The sequence below is a fragment of the Nocardia carnea NBRC 14403 genome, from assembly GCF_000308515.1.
Classification (GTDB): Bacteria; Actinomycetota; Actinomycetes; order Mycobacteriales; family Mycobacteriaceae; genus Nocardia; species Nocardia carnea.
In genome coordinates this window covers 61,964-78,387 of record NZ_BAFV01000025.1, presented here as the reverse complement: position 1 = coordinate 78,387, position 16,424 = coordinate 61,964, and the positions used below count along the sequence as shown (strand labels likewise).

15 protein-coding genes are annotated in these 16,424 nt (G+C 69.2%); 8 read left to right on the top strand and 7 right to left on the bottom strand.

Annotated elements, in window-relative coordinates:
* From ON22_RS09555 to ON22_RS09545, 3 genes are all read left to right on the top strand, one after another.
* Window positions 1-313: GNAT family N-acetyltransferase (locus ON22_RS09555; protein ID WP_043739962.1), on the top strand; the 313-nt coding region annotated here is incomplete at its 5' end.
* 204 nt (window positions 314-517) lie between these two features.
* The gene (locus ON22_RS09550) at window positions 518-1,186 is read left to right on the top strand and encodes a response regulator (RefSeq protein ID WP_033245137.1); all 669 of its coding nucleotides are present in this window, start codon (window positions 518-520) and stop codon (window positions 1,184-1,186) included.
* 244 nt (window positions 1,187-1,430) lie between these two features.
* Window positions 1,431-3,641 (top strand): DUF2339 domain-containing protein, encoded by a 2,211-nt coding sequence (locus tag ON22_RS09545; RefSeq protein WP_231508643.1) that lies wholly within the window; start codon window positions 1,431-1,433, stop codon window positions 3,639-3,641.
* Window positions 3,642-3,751: 110 nt separating this feature from the next.
* Here the strand turns inward: ON22_RS09545 and ON22_RS37890 are convergent, their stop codons facing one another.
* The 3 genes from ON22_RS37890 to ON22_RS09535 all read right to left on the bottom strand — a co-directional run bounded on the left by ON22_RS37890 (window position 3,752) and on the right by ON22_RS09535 (window position 5,992).
* Entirely contained in the window at window positions 3,752-3,877 is a 126-nt protein-coding gene (locus ON22_RS37890) for a hypothetical protein (protein ID WP_255218522.1), read from the bottom strand.
* Window positions 3,867-5,165 carry an adenosylmethionine--8-amino-7-oxononanoate transaminase gene (locus ON22_RS09540; RefSeq protein ID WP_033245443.1) on the bottom strand — a complete coding sequence of 433 codons (1,299 nt, stop codon included), beginning with the start codon at window positions 5,163-5,165 and terminating at the stop codon, window positions 3,867-3,869. Before ON22_RS09540 ends, ON22_RS37890 begins: the two co-directional genes overlap by 11 nt.
* Before the next feature lie 359 nt (window positions 5,166-5,524).
* Window positions 5,525-5,992, bottom strand: a complete 468-nt coding sequence (locus tag ON22_RS09535) for a MarR family winged helix-turn-helix transcriptional regulator (protein ID WP_033245136.1) — start codon at window positions 5,990-5,992, stop codon at window positions 5,525-5,527.
* Window positions 5,993-6,021: 29 nt separating this feature from the next.
* On the opposite strand from ON22_RS09535, the gene ON22_RS09530 reads away from it, so the two are divergent.
* The gene (locus ON22_RS09530) at window positions 6,022-6,564 is read left to right on the top strand and encodes a cupin domain-containing protein (RefSeq protein WP_033245135.1); all 543 of its coding nucleotides are present in this window, start codon (window positions 6,022-6,024) and stop codon (window positions 6,562-6,564) included.
* 224 nt (window positions 6,565-6,788) lie between these two features.
* Complete coding sequence (gene treY, locus ON22_RS09525; protein WP_051157370.1) at window positions 6,789-9,191, top strand: malto-oligosyltrehalose synthase; 2,403 nt, start codon at window positions 6,789-6,791, stop codon at window positions 9,189-9,191.
* A 16-nt stretch (window positions 9,192-9,207) separates the two neighbouring features.
* Here treY and ON22_RS09520 read toward each other — a convergent pair whose 3' ends face one another.
* Both ON22_RS09520 and ON22_RS09515 read right to left on the bottom strand, forming a co-directional pair.
* Window positions 9,208-10,608: an amidase gene (locus tag ON22_RS09520; protein ID WP_033245134.1), complete on the bottom strand. Its 1,401-nt coding sequence runs from the start codon at window positions 10,606-10,608 to the stop codon at window positions 9,208-9,210.
* A gap of 147 nt (window positions 10,609-10,755) precedes the next feature.
* Complete coding sequence (locus ON22_RS09515) at window positions 10,756-10,983, bottom strand: hypothetical protein (RefSeq protein ID WP_033245133.1); 228 nt, start codon at window positions 10,981-10,983, stop codon at window positions 10,756-10,758.
* A gap of 129 nt (window positions 10,984-11,112) precedes the next feature.
* Here ON22_RS09515 and ON22_RS09510 point away from each other — a divergent pair, with 129 nt between their 5' ends.
* Together ON22_RS09510 and ilvA are read left to right on the top strand one after the other, a co-directional pair.
* Complete coding sequence (locus tag ON22_RS09510) at window positions 11,113-11,547, top strand: nitroreductase family deazaflavin-dependent oxidoreductase (protein ID WP_033245132.1); 435 nt, start codon at window positions 11,113-11,115, stop codon at window positions 11,545-11,547.
* Between the two features lie 83 nt (window positions 11,548-11,630).
* Window positions 11,631-12,986, top strand: coding sequence for a threonine ammonia-lyase IlvA (gene ilvA, locus ON22_RS09505; protein ID WP_051157361.1), 1,356 nt, complete (start codon window positions 11,631-11,633; stop codon window positions 12,984-12,986).
* Window positions 12,987-13,015: 29 nt separating this feature from the next.
* On the opposite strand, the gene ON22_RS09500 is transcribed toward ilvA, so the two are convergent.
* Entirely contained in the window at window positions 13,016-14,239 is a 1,224-nt protein-coding gene (locus ON22_RS09500; RefSeq protein ID WP_033245131.1) for a serine hydrolase domain-containing protein, read from the bottom strand.
* Window positions 14,240-14,570: 331 nt separating this feature from the next.
* Between ON22_RS09500 and ON22_RS09495 the strand changes: the two genes are divergently transcribed.
* Window positions 14,571-15,431, top strand: a complete 861-nt coding sequence (locus tag ON22_RS09495; protein WP_033245440.1) for a helix-turn-helix domain-containing GNAT family N-acetyltransferase — start codon at window positions 14,571-14,573, stop codon at window positions 15,429-15,431.
* Window positions 15,432-15,445: 14 nt separating this feature from the next.
* On the opposite strand, the gene ON22_RS36305 is transcribed toward ON22_RS09495, so the two are convergent.
* Complete coding sequence (locus tag ON22_RS36305; protein ID WP_156052341.1) at window positions 15,446-15,997, bottom strand: hypothetical protein; 552 nt, start codon at window positions 15,995-15,997, stop codon at window positions 15,446-15,448.
* Window positions 15,998-16,424 lie beyond the last annotated feature (427 nt).

Genomic DNA, 16,424 nt, shown 5'->3' with positions numbered 1-16,424 from the left:
CCGCACCCACGAACTCGGCACCTACCTCGGCATCCGCGAGCAGGGCAGGCTGGTGGCGATGGCGGGTGAACGGTTGCGGCCACCGGGATGGACCGAAGTCAGCGCGGTCTGCACGGCCCCCGAAGCACGGGGTAAAGGGTATGCGGCCGGTTTGATCGGTGAGCTGGTAGCACGGATCGTGGCGCGCGGTGAGCGGCCGTTTCTGCATGTGGTCGAGGCCAATACCGGCGCGATCGCCCTGTACGAGCGGCTCGGTTTCCGCACCCGCACACAGGTGACCTTCCGGGGGTACCGCGTGCCCGGTGATCGGTGAACGACCGGAATTCCTCGTGAACCGCAAGGCGGCTCTCCGGTGCGTTTCCTGTGCAGTTTCCGGCGGCCCGGCTCTTCCGGTTTCTCCGGCCCGGCGCGACGGGCAAAATAGCGTGGAGATCGGCGCCGGACTGTTCCGTACCGGCGGATTCTGGCGAGTTCGCCACGGACGCCCGCGGCGACCCGACCCGAAGGGAGCGGTGGCATGACAGACGAGGCAGCGGCGCCCATTTCGGTGATGGTGGTCGACGATCACCCGATCTGGCGCGAGGGTGTGGCGCGGGATCTCGAGGCGGCCGGGTTCCGGGTGGTGGCCACCGCCGAGGACACCGCGACCGCGGTCCGGCGGGCCGCCGCGGTGCGGCCGCGGGTGGTGCTGATGGATATGCAGCTCCCCGACGGGAACGGCGCCCAGGCCACGGCGGATGTGCTGCGGGTTTCACCGGACAGCCGGGTGCTGGTCCTCTCGGCGTCCGACGAACGCGACGATGTGCTGGATGCGGTGAAAGCGGGGGCCACCGGCTATCTCGTCAAGAGCGCGTCCGCGGCCGAACTGGTTGCCGCGGTCAACGATACGGCCGCCGGTCAAGCGGTGTTCACGCCTGGACTGGCCGGTCTGGTGCTGGGTGAGTACCGGCGGATGGCCACCGCACCCAGCGATCCCGGGACCCCGGAGCAGCCGGCGCTGACCGAACGCGAAACCGAGGTGCTGCGCATGGTCGCCAAGGGACTGTCCGCCAAGCAGATCGCCACCCGTCTGCATCTGAGTCATCGCACCGTCGAGAACCATGTGCAGGCGACCTTGCGCAAACTTCAACTCGCGAACCGGGTGGAGCTCACCCGCTACGCGATAGAACAGGGTCTCGATGATTGAACCCGCCGCGGCCTGAGCCGAGGGTCACGTCCTGTCCGGAGGTGGCCGCAGTGTGCGGTGTCCGGATGGACAACGGCCACCGGAACCCGGTTCGGGCCGCAACCGGTGCGGGCGGGCCGCGCGGCAGTGCAGTGCTTCCCGCGGGGTCCTGTTCGGTGGCGGCCGGCCGGAACAGGTAGATCCCGGGGCGGCGGCGAGTAGTTCTACTCATCCGTGGGGAACCCGCACGCCCGACCATCGAAATATGACGATTTCGATCGACCCGGCGCTGGTCGCCCGCCTGTCCGGCGAGTTCGGCTCGCTGGCCGGAGAATTCACCGCGCTCGGCGGACAGATGAACACATTGGGCCACGACCTGGCCTCCCTGCACCGGCAGGTGCTGTCGGCGGCGCCGGCGAAGACCGCGGCACCACCCGGCGCTCCGCCGGATGCGGTGCCGTCAGCCGGTGTGCGCGTCGGCGGGGTGCACACACCGGAACAGCCGGACTCGGCTTCTTCCCCGGGAGAGGCCGGGTCCGGCACCCACCCCGGCACCCCGCCACCCACACATGAGTCCACCGCTTCCCCGAAACACCTGGCAGACCAAGCCTCTACTCTGCCGGGTTGGGGTGCTCCGGCACCGAAGACGGCCCCGCACCCCGCACCGCCGAAACCTCCCCATAGCGGACCGGTACGCGGCGCGTTGCCGCAGCGCGGGCAGGCGCAACCGGGCGGCACCGCATCGTCGCGCGGCCACTCAGCGACAACGGCGAGCATGTACCGGCAGGCGTTGGGTCAGGTTCCGCCTACCGGCGCGGCACAGCCGCCCCGCGGCCCCTTGCCGCCGCGGCAGGGTGGCCCGGGCTCGCGTCCTCCGTCACCGCCGTGGTGGCAGCGGGAGGGCATCATCAGCCGGCTGCTCGCGGTCGCCGGAGTGGCGGTCACACTGATCGGTGTTGTGATGCTGCTGGTTCTCGCCGCGCAGGCCGGGATCTTCGGACCCGTGCCACGGGTGGTCGCCGGCGCGGTCCTCTCCGCCGCGCTGGTGGGCGCGGGGATGCGTGTGTTCCGGCGTCCCGGCGGGCGGGTCGGTGGTATCGCGTTGGCGGCCACCGGTTTCGCGGGCGCCTACCTCGATGTCATCGCGATGACCACGATCTACGACTGGCTGCACCCCGTACCCGGTTTCGCCGCCGCGCTCGGCGTCGCGGCGGCCGGAGTGGGGCTGGCGGTGCAGTGGCGGTCCCAGCCGCTGGCCGTGCTGGTGGTGGCGGGGGCGGCCGTGCTGGCGCCGTTCGTCACGATCGAACTGGCCCTGCTCGCCTTCCTGATCGTGCTGCAAGTGGCCTGTGTCCCGGTGCAGAGGCGATACGACTGGCCGTTCCTCCATCTGGTGCGCACGGTCCCCGCGGTGCTGGCCACCCACTTCACGATCCTCGCGTTCGCGATCGAACAACCGGACGATCGCCAGACGCTGGTAGTTGCGGCCGCGACGGCGGTGGCCGCGGTCGGCCTGGGCGGCGCGATCCTGGTGACGCGGCAGCGGCCGGGCGATCTCGTCGCGAGCCTGACGTGCGCGCTCGCCTGCACACCGCTGCTCGCCGCGCCCGCCCTGGTCGACCGGCCGGCGGCCACGCTCCTGTCCGCGGGTTATGCGGCGGTACTGCTGGCGGTCGCCGCGACGCCGCTGGTCCCGAAACTGCGTGACGTCGCCCGCATCCCGGGCCATACCGCGATCGTGGCGGGCACCGCCGGCTCCTTCGCTCTGCTGGAAGCCCTCTGGGGTGTGACGACGGGGTCCACCCTGCCGCTGGGGCTGCTGCTCGTCGGCGCCTGCTATCTGGGCGTCGCGGGTCAGGCCCAGAACCGGGTCGCCGCCCTGTTCGGGACCGGCTACGCGGTACTCGGCGGTATCGGCTTGCTCACCGTCGCCGACTTGGACACCTTGGCCATATCCCGCCGGGCCCTCGAGAACCTGAGCACCGCGACCGCGGCCGCCGCACTCGCGGGCCTGGGTGTCCTCGCGGTGGCATTGTGGACGCTGCGCCGGCTCTTCGGCACGACCACCGACGAATCGGTGACCACCCTGCTGTGGATCGGCGCCAGTGGGGCGGCCCTCTACCTGGCGACGACCGCGGCGGTATCGCTGGGTGTCGCGGCCGGCGCCGCGAACGGATTTGTCATCGGCCACAGCGTCTCCACCATCATCTGGATGGCCGGTGCGCTGGCTGCACTCTTGTACGGTCTGCGCCGGCTCGGTGCCGACGTATCGGCCACGGTGAAGGTCGCGCTGGGGTCCGGGTTGCTGGTCACCGCCGCTGCCCTGGCGAAACTGTTCCTGTTCGACCTGTCGACACTGGACGGACTGATCCGGGTCGCGGCCTTCCTGATGGTCGGAATCCTGTTGCTGGTAGCCGGAACCCGGTACGCCCGAGCTTTCGCCGAAGCAGGGTCGCGAGAGTCCCGCACCGAGTAACGCACTCTCGGCCGTCGCCGGTCCGGCGTGCCGATTCCGGGCGTCGACCCGGCCACCGGCCGCCGCTGCGCATCTCCCCTCCGGGTGCGCAGCGGCGGCCGTTCGGCGCCTCAGGTGGACAGCCGGTCGAACGGAGGTCCCGAACCGGCGCCGAGGCCGCGGTGCTGGGTCCGGGCGAGCTCGCCGAGATGCTCCGGGCACGGCACCACCGTGGTGTCGGGCTCGTCAGCCGGCACGATCCCCCGCCGACGCCGCCGCGACCATGGCGCGGGTCACGGTCTCGAGGTCCGCGGTATCGCAGATGAACGGCGGCATGGCGTACACCAGATCGCGGAACGGCCGGATCCAGGCCCCCGCGCCGACGGCCGCATCGGTGGCCGCGCGCATATCCACCGGGCGGTCGAGCTGGATCACCCCGATACCGCCCAGCACCCGAACGTCGATCACACCCGGGAGCTCCCGGGCCGGTGCCAGCCCTTCCCTGAGCCCGCTCTCCAGCCGCGCGACCTCACCGCACCAATCCCGCGACAGCAACAGTTCGACGGAGGCGACCGCGACAGCACAGGCCAGCGGGTTGCCCATGAACGTCGGCCCGTGCATGAGACCGCCGTGGGCCGCGCTGACGGTTTCGGCGAGTTCCGTGGTGCACAGTGCCGCGGCGAGCGTCAGATAGCCGCCGGTGAGCGCCTTGCCCACACACATGACATCGGGTGACACCCCGGCATGTTCGGCCGCGAACAATGTTCCGGTGCGGCCGAATCCGGTGGCGATCTCGTCGAAGACCAGCAGCACCCCGTGTTCGTCGCAGAGCCGGCGCAGATCGGCCAGATAGCGGGGGTCGTGCCAGCGCATCCCACCGGCACCCTGGACCACGGGTTCCACCACGACAGCCGCGAGTTCGGCGGCGTGGCGGGCGACGGCCGCTTCGAGCTCGCGCACGTAGTCCGGCCGGTACTCCCGCGGCGGCGCGGAGACGAAGATCTGATCGGCCAGCACATCGGTCCACAGGGCATGCATGCCGCCGTCGGGGTCGCAGACGCTCATCGGAGTGAAGGTGTCGCCGTGATAGCCGCCGCGCCAGGTGAGCAGGCGGCGTTTGCCGGGTTTGCCCACCGACCGCCAGTACTGCAGGCACATCTTCACCGCGACCTCGATCGATACCGAACCGGAGTCGCAGAGGAACACCTTGTCCAGACCGGCCGGCGTGTGCCGCACCAGGAGTTCGCAGAGGCGGACGGCAGGTTCGTGGGTGAGTCCGCCGAACATGACATGACTCATCCGCCCCGCCTGCTCCGCGAGCGCCGCGTCGAGGACCGGATGCCGGTAGCCGTGCACGGCGGCCCACCACGAGCTCATCCCGTCCACGAGCTCCCGGCCGTCGGCCAAGGTGAGCCTGGTGCCCGAGGCGGAGGCGACGACCAGAGGTTCGGTGGTGGCCGGGAACCCGCCGTAGGGATGCCAGACGTGGCGGGCGTCCAGCGCCGAGATCTGCGCCGCGGTGAGCGGCGCGGCAGCAGTGGTCACGAAGATCCTCACCTCGGAGACGGCGGCCGCCCCAGACGACCTGAACGCCGTTCAAGTTACCAAAGCCACTCAGCGACCCCAACAGTCCCGCATCCCGCAGCGGACACATCCGACGCCGGCCCGGCACTCGACCGCGAGCACCGAACGCCGTGAAACAGCGGTGGCACTCCACCACTACCGGAGGTGCGCGACGCCGGCCCCGAAAGAACCCGAAACGGTCGCCGACCCGCGCCGATACCCACGGAGGACGCCGCGCCACGACTACCACCACCGACAGCCCGGTCGCGCCACGGGGCGGCGGCCACCTCCGAGATCATCAGCACATCCCCACAACACCCCCGGGTTCCATTCCGGCCGGACTACTGCGGCAACCCACCAACTCTGTCGCCCTGCGTCGCACCGAGAACATCCACAACCCGCGTGAGCAGGTTCAGCAAATCGTCCATACCTGCCGCCCCGACCTCACGCGTGATCCGCTGCTCGATTCCGGCGATCCGCTCCCCGGCCAGCGCCAGCGCCGCCCGGCCTACCGGAGTGCACACCACTTGCCGGGCCCGCCGGTCGGCCGGATCCACTTGCCGGCGTACGAGGCCCGCACTTTCCAGCTGCCCCACCAGTTCGCCCATCGACTGCTGCGTCATCCCCGCAGCCTGCGCCAGCTCGCCCACCCGCGAGCCGGCCGGGTCGAGGTGGCGGAAGACCGCGTAGTGCGCGGGCCGCAGGTCGCCGGACAGCCGGGCCCGCAAGTCGGCGTTCAGTTCGTCCTCGACGGCCCTGGAGGCGAGGGTCAGCAGTTTCAACAGAGACGGGCGTTCGGATGTTGACATATTATGAAGGTTACCTTTCTAATTGAGGTATGACATCCCGGGTCGCCACCTTCCGCAACGGTCACCGCGTCACCCTCGTCGACCAGGGCACCGACGACCGCGGCCCGTATCTGCGCCTGCGGCACGACCTTCCCGAACCGGGCCGCCAAGCCGGGCCGCATTGGCATCCGGTGCTCACCGAGGAGTGGACGGTGCGCCGGGGCGCCGTGCGATTCCGGATCGACGGCCGCGAAATCCTCGCCCGGCCGGGCGATACTGTCACGGCCCCGGCGCGCGCCGTGCACGAGTTCCACAACGAGGCCCGCGATACCGTGCTCGATCACGAGATCCGGCCCCCGCTGCGGCATTGGCAGATGTTCACCCTGTGGAGTGCCCTGGACGAGGCCGGTGCCACCACCGGCGCCGGCGTCCCGCGCAACCCCTTGGCGCTCGCCCTGCTCTGGGAACTCCAGGACGGCTACCTCGCCGGAATACCCCCCTGGCTGCAACGTGCCACTCTCGGAAGTCTCGCCGCAATCGCCCGGCGAACCGGCTACGCCCGCCGCCTGGGCGCGCCACCCGAACCGAACTGAACAGTTGACCAACGACCCCCGGCGGAACTCCGCCGGAATCGCGCTAGGGTTTTGACCATGCACGCGTCCGACCCGCTGCCCGAGGGTGCGGCACCACCACCGCGATCGCCGGATCTCACCCGGCCACGGGGCCACGCCTATCACCCCCGGTGACCCGTTCCCGCCGATAGTCGCGCAGCCCACATCTGTCCGCCGTGCCACCCCAGGACCCGACCGAGAACCGTATGCCCGCAGACCCGCCGCGTTTTCGCCCCAATCCGCGACTCACTCCGGTCCGCAGCACCTACCGGCTGCAGCTGCGACCGGACGGCCTCACCTTCGCGCAGGCCGCGGCGATCGCGGAGTATCTCCAGCAACTCGGGGTTTCCCATATCTACCTGTCCCCGGTGATGACCGCCACGCACGGTTCCACGCACGGCTACGACGTCACCGACCCCACCGCCGTCTCCCCCGCACTCGGCGGCCCGGTCGGCCTGAAGGCATTGGCCGACGAGGCCCGCAACCGCGGTATGGGGCTGATCATGGATCTGGTCCCCAACCATGCGGGAGTCGCGGATCCACAGCAGAATCCCTGGTGGTGGCATGTATTGCAGTTCGGCCGGAAATCCCAGTTCGCGCCCTTCTTCGATATCGACTGGAGTCCGGGTAACGGCGTGGGCGGGCGGCTGGCACTACCGGTACTGCGCAGCGAGAACGATCCGGCCGCGCTGACCGTCGACCGGTCCGGGCCCGAACCGCTGCTGGCGCTCTACGATCTGCGGTTCCCGATCGCGCCGGGCACCGACGGCGACAATGCGCTGCGTATCCACGACAAACAGCACTACCGGCTGGTGAGCCGGAAATCCGGGATCTGCGGCTACCGCCGCTACCTGTCGATCGACGGGCTGGCCGCGCTGCGCCAGGAGGATCCGCATGTTTTCGAGGCCACCCACCGCGAACTGGCGGCCTGGTGCGAACACGACCTCATCGACGGTGTCCGGGTGGACCACCCCGACGGGCTGGCCGACCCGACGGACTACCTGCAGCGGCTGCGCCGGCTGATCGGCCCGAACCGGCTGCTGCTGGTGGAGAAAACCCTCGCCAACCGCGAACCCCTCGACGCCACCCTCCCGATCGACGGCACCACCGGCTACGACACCCTCGCCGATTTCGGCGGTGTGCTGCTCGAACCCGCCGGCGAGCCGATTCTCACCGAACTGTCCCGGCATATCACCGGCCACGGCAGCGACCGCGTATGGGTGGGTGAAAAAGAACACCGCATCAAACGCGCGGTGGCGGAAAGTATTCTGCTGCCGGAGATCCGCCGGCTGGTCGCCGCGATCAAACAGGACGCGGATGCCGAAGATTTCGACACCATGGCGCTCACCAACGCCACCATCGAGGTGCTGTCGTTCCTACCGGTGGCCCGGGCCGACTACACCCCGCTCGCGGGCATGATCAGCGCCGTGCTGGCCGAGGTGGAGAAGCGCAATGCCGAACTGCGGGTCCCGCTGTCGGTGCTGGTGACGGCGCTGACCCGTGGAGCTTCCGCGTGGAGCCGGTTCCATCAGGTGAGTACGGCGATCGGCGCGAAGGCCGTGGAGGACATCCTGTTCTACCGCGCGGTGCGGCTGGTCTCGCTGCAGGAACTGGGCGGGAATCCGGCCCGTTTCGGTCGCACCGTCAACGAATTCCATCTCGCCAACGCGTCGCGGGCGCTGCGCTGGCCCGCCTCGATGACCACCCTGTCGACGCACGACACCAAACGCGGCGAGGATGTGCGAGCGCGGATCGGGATCCTGTCCCAGGTACCGCGGATGTGGGCGCGGGCGGTGACGCTGTGGCTGGAGAAATTACCGCCGCCCGACGGTGCGACCGCACTGTTCCTGCTGCAGAACATGTTCGGGATGTGGCCGGCCGACGGCCGCCCCGCCTCCTCGGTGCCCGGGCTGCGCGAACGCGTGCACCGCTTCGCCGAGAAGGCGATGCGCGAATCCGGGCTGCACACCGCGTGGGAGGAACCCGACGTGGAGTTCGAGAGCGCCGTGCACACCTGGCTGGACCAGGTGATCGACGGGCCGGTGGGCCGCCAGCTCACCGATCTCGCGCACGATCTGGCACCGCACGCCTGGTCGGATTCGCTGGCGCAGAAACTGCTGCAACTGTGCGGGCCGGGTATCCCGGATATCTACCAGGGTTGCGAGGTCTGGGAGGACTCCCTGGTCGATCCGGACAACCGCCGCCCGGTGGATTTCGGCTCCCGGATCGCGATGCTGCACACCCTCACCACCACTCCGGCCCTGGATATCACCGGTGCCGCGAAGATGTGGGTGGTGGCGTATGCGCTGTGGTTGCGCCGGGAGCGGCCGGAATGTTTCGTCGGTGGCAGCTATACGCCCGTATTCGGGCACGGTGAGCACGCCGACAAACTGGTCGCCTACGCCCGCGGCCGGGTCGGGGCGGATCCGGAGATCCTGGTGGTGGTGACCCGGCACAGCGTGGCGATCGGCGAAACCGGCTGGGCCGATACCTATATCGAGCTGCCGTCCGGTTCCTGGACCGACCGCCTCACCGGCCACACCTTCCAGAACCGTGCCCGGACCGAGAAACTGTTCGCCCGCCTCCCAGTCGCACTCCTGGTCCGCTGAGTGCCGCGGAAAGCCGTCAGGATTCGGTGATCCGCGGGAACGGCCGCTGCGCCTCCAGCAGAAAGGCCAGTTCGAGCAGCGTCCGTTCGTCGCCGTAGGCACCGCTGAGCATCACCCCGACCGGCAGGCCGGTATCGGTGAGCCCGGCCGGGACTGCAATCGACGGCGATCCGGTGACATTGTTGATCGGCGTATACCCCACGAAATTCGTGACCCGGTCGAGTAGTTCGTCGAACGGGACACCCGGGCGGAGATACCCGAGTTCGGGTGTGGTGTGGGTGAGCACCGGCGAGAGGATCACGTCGTAGCGGGTGAGGACCTCGTCGTAGTCGGCGCGGGCCTTGTTCAGCCGGTACAGGGAGCCCGGGGTCGCCAGGAGCCGCCGGCGGAAGGTGGCGGCGAGGCCTTTCGTGAATGCGTCCAGGCGGGCGGCGTCGAAGCTGCGGCCGTGGCTCAATTTGCCGGTCACTCCCGACATCTGCGCCAGGAAACCCCAGTAGCGCAGGAAATCTTCCACCAGACTCGGCGCGACCGGGGAAGCCATCGGCTCGATGGAATGTCCTGCCGCTTCCAGGATCTGGGCAGTGCTGTGAACGGCCGCCGCTGTTTCGGCATCGGGTTCGAGGCCGTTGCAGGCGGTGGTGAGCAACCCGATCCGCAACGTGCGCGCCGACGGGCCCTCGACGGTCCCGATGGGCGGGAGCTTCGGGTTGCGCCAGTATTTTTCGGCGGCGGCGTGATAGGCGGCCTGGTCGCGTACCGATCGCGTGAGGACACCTTCGGAGATCAGTTTGATCGGCAACTGCCGGGCCTCCGCATTGTCCAGATGCCGGAACCGGCTGGGTTTCAGCGACACCAGGCCGGCGCAGGCCGCCGGAATCCGCAGGGAACCGCCACCGTCGTTACCGTGCGCGACCGGCACCACACCCGCCGCGACCATCGCGGCCGAACCACCCGAGGACCCACCGACCGTATGCCCGGTATCCCACGGGTTGCGGGTGGGATCGCTGCTCTCGAATTCTGTGGTGGAGGTGAAACCGAACTCCGGCATGGTGGTTTTGCCGAGGACAGTGATTCCGGTGCTGAGCAGCTGGGCGGTGAAACGGTCGTCCTTCCCCGCCGGATGCGGGGTGATGGCAGCGCTACCGTGGCAGCTGGGCAGGCCGGCCACGTCGGCGTTGTCCTTCACGAAGGCCGGAATGCCGTACCAGATACCGGAATCGTCCGCCGCGTGCCGTGGGGTGGGGCAGGGGTGCGCGATGGCGTTGAGCCGCGGATTCACTGCCTCCGCGCGCGCCAGCGCCGCCGCCGCGAGTTCGTCGGGACGCACCGCCGCGGAGCCCACCAGCTCCGCCAGCGCTACCGCGTCGTGGTCGCCCAGCACGTCGTCGGTGAAGGCATGTACTCGATCGCTCATATCTCGGCTCGCGTGTACCTCGGGGCCGGCGGAGGACCGGCCGGACCAAGTTGGACATAAGTTCAGTTCGGCCCCAGGGTAGTACGTGAACGACCGTTGCGGAGCCGGAGCGACACACCGATTCCGGGGGCTGCCACACGCGCGGGACTACCGCGCTGTCCGCCACCATCCCAGCGTCCACAGCACCGCACCGACAGCGGCACCGAGCAGAACGCCCGCCTGTAGCGATCCGAGAACGAGCGCCGCAACCAGAACAGACAGCAGACCGGCCCCCAGCGCCTCCAGTTTGTACACCGGCCAGAACGTCCCCGCGATATCGACCTCCGCCCCGGCACGGACGGGTGCGCGGGTGTCGAGAGTCTGCGGTGCGGTCATGCAATAAGGCTACCCGCGCACCCAGTGTTCGGTCCATCGAACTTTTGTCTTCCCGCACACATATCCCGCGGCGCGACCGCCGTGACCGGGCCGGGAACAATCGCCGCAACCCCCGACGTTTTCCGGGGTATGCCATTGACCGGAGAATACGCACCGTCCACGTCCGATTGGGCCCGCGAGCAGGCCGAAAAGATCGAGAACTCGGGGGGCACCGAGGGCACCACCTTGAACGGTATGCCCGTGATCGTGCTGACCACCGTCGGAAACAAGACCGGCAAACTGCGTAAGACCGCACTCATGCGGGTCGAGCACGAAGGCGAGTACGCCGTTGTCGCCTCGCTGGGTGGCGCACCCAAACATCCCGTCTGGTACCACAACATCGTCGGCGAACCGCATGTGGAACTGCGGGACGGCGCGGTGACCAAGGATTACACCGCGCGCGAGGTATTCGGCGAGGAAAAGGCCGTCTGGTGGGAGCGCGCGGTCGCCGCGTATCCGCCCTACGCCGATTACCAGACCAAAACCGATCGGCAGATCCCGGTCTTCGTGCTGACACCGCGCTGACCCCGGGGCCCGGCCGCCGTGAAATGAACGAAAACCCCAGTACAGACCACCCGCCGCAGTCCGCGAGGGCGGCGGGTGGCACCATGGGGCGGGTGTCCGATGTGCTGACCCATCTGCCCGAAGCCCGTCCCGCGCTCACCGCGGACGAGATCGATGCTGCGGCCAAGCGTATTGCGGACATTATCGAGCCCACTCCGCTGCAGCTGTGCCCGCGGTTGTCTCAGCTCACCGGCGCGCAGGTGTATCTGAAGCGCGAGGATCTGACCGTGGTGCGGTCCTATAAGCTCCGCGGCGCCTACAACCTGGTCGTGCAGCTCAGCGAACCCGAGCGGGCCGCCGGTGTGGTCGCGGCCAGCGCCGGCAATCACGCCCAGGGCGTGGCATTCGCCTGCCGGGCCATGGGGATCACCGGCCGGATCTACGTACCGACCACCACCCCGAAGCAGAAACGCGACCGGATCCGAGTGCACGGTGGCGAGTTCGTCGAACTCATCGCGGTCGGGGAAACCTTCGACGCCGCCGCCGCGGCCGCCGCCGCCGATGTCCGGCGCAGCGGCGCCACCATGGTGCCCCCGTTCGACGACACCCGCACCGCGGCGGGTCAGGGCACCATCGCCGCGGAAATCCTGGACCAGCTCGATACAGCCCCCGATCTGGTGGTCGTCCCGGTCGGCGGTGGCGGATGCCTCGCCGGAGTCGGCACCTATCTGCGGGAACGCTCGCCGCGGACCGGCATCCTCGGGGTCGAACCGGCCGGGGCCGCGTCCATGACCGCAGCATTGATCGCGGGAACACCGGTCGCTCTGCCCGAGGTCGACCCGTTCGTCGACGGTGCCGCGGTGCGCCGCATCGGCAAAGTGCCCTTCGACGCGGTGTCGGGTTTCGGCGGCCGGGTGGTCTCCCATGCCTCGCTGCCCCTGCTCACCGGCACCGAATACCCGCCCGGAGCGGGATCGTTCCGCCTGCTGCGGGTCGACGAGGGCGCCATCTGCACGGCCATGCTGGACCTGTACCAGAACGAGGGGATCATCGCGGAACCGGCGGGCGCGCTCGCGGTGACCGCGCTGCTCGAGGCCGCCCCGGAACCCGGTTCGACGGTTGTCTGCCTGGTTTCCGGCGGCAACAACGATGTCTCCCGCTACGGCGAGGTGATCGAACGGTCCCTGGTGCATCAGGGCCTCAAGCACTACTTCCTGGTGGACTTCCCGCAGGAACCCGGTGCGCTGCGTCGTTTCCTGGACGAGGTGCTCGGCCCCGACGACGACATCACGCTGTTCGAGTACGTCAAACGCAACAACCGGGAAACCGGGGCGGCGCTGGTGGGTGTCGAGCTCGGCGAACGCAGCGGGCTGCAGCCCCTGCTGGACCGGATCGCCCGATCGCCGATCCAATGCGAACGGCTGGAACCGGGCTCACCGGCCTATCGCTATCTGACCTGACCGGCGCCGTCCGCTGCCCGGCCCGCCGGTCAGGCAGCGGCTTCCCGGGGTGCGCGGCGGGCGATCCGGCGGGCCGACCGGGCACCACCGACCACCAGCGGTAGCAGCCATGCGAAAGCCGGCTGGTCCACGGCCAGCGTGTCCAGCGACAACCGGTTGTGGGCGAAGCCGACCGAGAGCCCGCTGTCCGGGTCTGCCCAGCCGAACGAGCCTCCGAGCCCGATATGGCCGAAACCGCGGGGCGCGCCGACCGTGGGCATCGCGTGATAGCCCAGATGCCACAGCGGCCCCATGTACAGGAACAGTCCCGTATCCGGGCGATACCGTTCGATCCGGCGGATCGCCTGCATGGTGGCTCCGGACAGGTACCGCTGGCCACCGGCCATACCGTCACAGGCCAGCGGCTCGTACATGGCGGCCAGCCCGTTGGCCGTGCACACTCCGTTGGCGGCGGGCATCTCACTGTCGAGCACCGGCGGGTTCGGTCCGGCGAGAATGGCCTCCGCGCCGGGGATGAACATCGACCGGCTGCTGACGCCGAGCACACCGGGAATGCTCTGCAGCAGGGTGACCAGCCGCGAGCCGTGCGGAGTGCCGGCGAAGGCGAAACCGGTGCCGAAACTTTCCGCGGCCATGGTGATCGATCCCGCGGGCGGGCGGCCCAGATGGATACCTTCGATCCCCAGCGGCTGCGCGACCTCCTGCTGGAACAGCTCCTTCATACTCGCCCCGGTCACCGCCCGCGCCAGCCCGGCGAGCAGCCAGCCGTAGGTCATCGCGTGGTAGGCGGGTACACCGAGCAGCCGGTCGGGTGTGGCGGCGGCGAGCCGTTGCGCCATGAGCTCGTGGTCGAGCAGTTCGGAACCGTGCGCGGCCAGCGTGCCCACCCCCGACAGCCCCGCCGAATGGGTGAGGACCTGGCGAACGGTGATGCAATCCTTCTTGTTGCAGCCGAACTCGGGCCAGTACTCGGCCACAGGGGCGTCGTAGTCGATCAGCCCGCGGTCGGCGAGCCGGTGCACAACGGTGGAGGCGATCGCCTTGGTCGCGGAGAAGACCATGGCGCCCGTATCGCGGGTCCACGGCCGTTCGGGTGCGGACTCCCCCGTCCAGATATCGAGAATCGGTTCCCCGTGCCGATAGACCGCCAGCGCCGCACCGACACCCTTCCGGCCACCGTAGACCCGGGTGAAGGCGGACGTCAGCCGCCGAAATCCTGCTCCGGCGGTGCCGGAATAAGCGACGCTGCTCATCCTTACACAGTAAGGTCATTCAGCACGTTCCGGCAACGTCCGTCCGGGACGGTATACGGCGCGGCGACCCTACGCGCCGGTGTCCGCGGGATGCTGTGAGCTGCCGGGGCTGCGGTTCGGCCCGATTCCCGAATGCGATTGTCCGGGACAGTCACATGTCCCGAGATGTGCAATCGGCCGAGATAATTCCCGTCCGAGGATACGAAATAGTTACCACCGGGACGCGAAATGATTCCGGATAATTCCCTCTGCGAAATATCGAGGACACTCGATAAACATGCGAAACGGCAAAATTCTCGAAACGAATAATTCCGTGGATATAGTGGGCCGCATGACCTCCTTGGAACCGCCGATCGTGCGGGACCAGGTGCGCGACGATGCGCTCCCGGTCGCCGACGCGACCCTCTACGCCGGCTGGTTTTCCTGCCTGGCCGACCCCACCCGGGTCCGGTTGTTGCACCAGGTCGCCATGAGCCCCGCCGGAATCCATATCGGCGAAATCGCCGAAGCGCTCGGAATCGGTCAGCCAACCGTCTCCCATCACGTCCGTAAACTCACCGACGCCGGATTCGTCACGGTACACAAAGAGGGCACCGCCACACTCGTCATGATCAACCCCGACCGCTGTACCGAACTCCCCCATACCGCCGACGCGGTCATGGGCATCCTGACCCCGCAACCGCCGTGCCCCGACGATCCGCCCGCGGACGTCACGGTGCGCGCGATGAACGGCGACGACTGGCCCGCGGTCCGGGCGATCTACGCCAGCCGCGGCACCACTTACCCCGCGGTCTTTGCCGCCCAAGCACCCGAACGGGAGGTCCTGGACGGGGAGTGGCTGCCCGGCCACCGCTGGATCGCCGAAACCGGCGGCCGGATCGCCGGATGGGCCGCCCTCACCCCCGTCTCCGGGCACGAGTTCTACCGCGATATCGCCGATAGCTGCGTGATGGTCGCCGACGAGCTGGAGGGCCGCGGTATCGGCACCGCGCTGCTGCGCCGGCAGGTGATGGCCGCCGAGGAGGCGGGCCTGCGCACGTTGCAGACCACCCTGTACCCTGAGGACCGGACCGGTATCTCGGTCCATCACGCGGCAGGGTTCCGCACCGTCGGAATCCGGGAGCGGATCGGCCGGTTCGAAGGGCGCTGGCGCGATGCGGTGCTACTGGAACGCCGCAGCCCGCTCAACTGAGCACGGCCTGCGATTCACGGGCCGGTACGGACCGGCCGCAGGATCACCTTCAACCACAGCGTCGACAGACCGCACAGCACACACAGCACCGCCACGACCGCAGTCAGCCAGTCGAGGAACGACAACCCGCCGAGACCGTGTTCCCCCAGGACGGCGAGCGGATGGACACCCGCCATGAGCATGGCCACGGTGCCGAACAGTGACACCAGAGAAGTCGGCACCCAGCGCATCCAGCGGAACGGCCGCACCACCTCGTCCGGCGCCCGGCCCGAGAACACCTGCTCCACCCGCCACCAGGCCAGGCAGTTCGGTACGAGCACGGCCAGATCGATCAGCAGTGCCGCCAGCGCGACCCCGAGCGCCGCACGCGGCACAGCGGTCACCGGCCATGCCACGGGCACTACACCACTCACCAGCCCGCAGACGGCAAGCACCGCCCCCACGGCCGCGACACCCGACCACACCACCGACCAGCGCCACCGCGACGCCGCCAGGGCGACCGTATCGGCGCGCTCGTCCCGCGTGCACGCGTCATACCATCCGGGCGCACCGGCCGAAATCCTCATAGAACTTCCCCGTACCGATCGATCCTGATGCAAGGCGCCGCGTACGGCCCGGTACCCGGCCTCCGCCATGCCTCGCCAACCCTAACGACCGGATCGATACCGCGGAACTTCCCCCGCTCCCGGCCCCGAGTCGGCAGGAGTACCTCCATTCAGCCCGGAACGCGGCCGGTGCCAGTCCGACGCCCATTCCGCGCAGTGCCATACCGGATCCCGTGGAGTCGTCCCTTCGGCTGCTTTCACCCGCCGGGGACGGAGTGCTGCGTTGGACCGGCACCACGTACCCCGCAGGATCCGGGGATCGACCGCCACTCGAACCAGCCCTGAACGAACCGATCGAGGTCAGGAGGAACCGACACCCGTACCGGCGCGGGTAGCTGCGACGGCCACCGGTTGCACAGCAATCTCTCGGGTGCGCGGCCGGGACCGC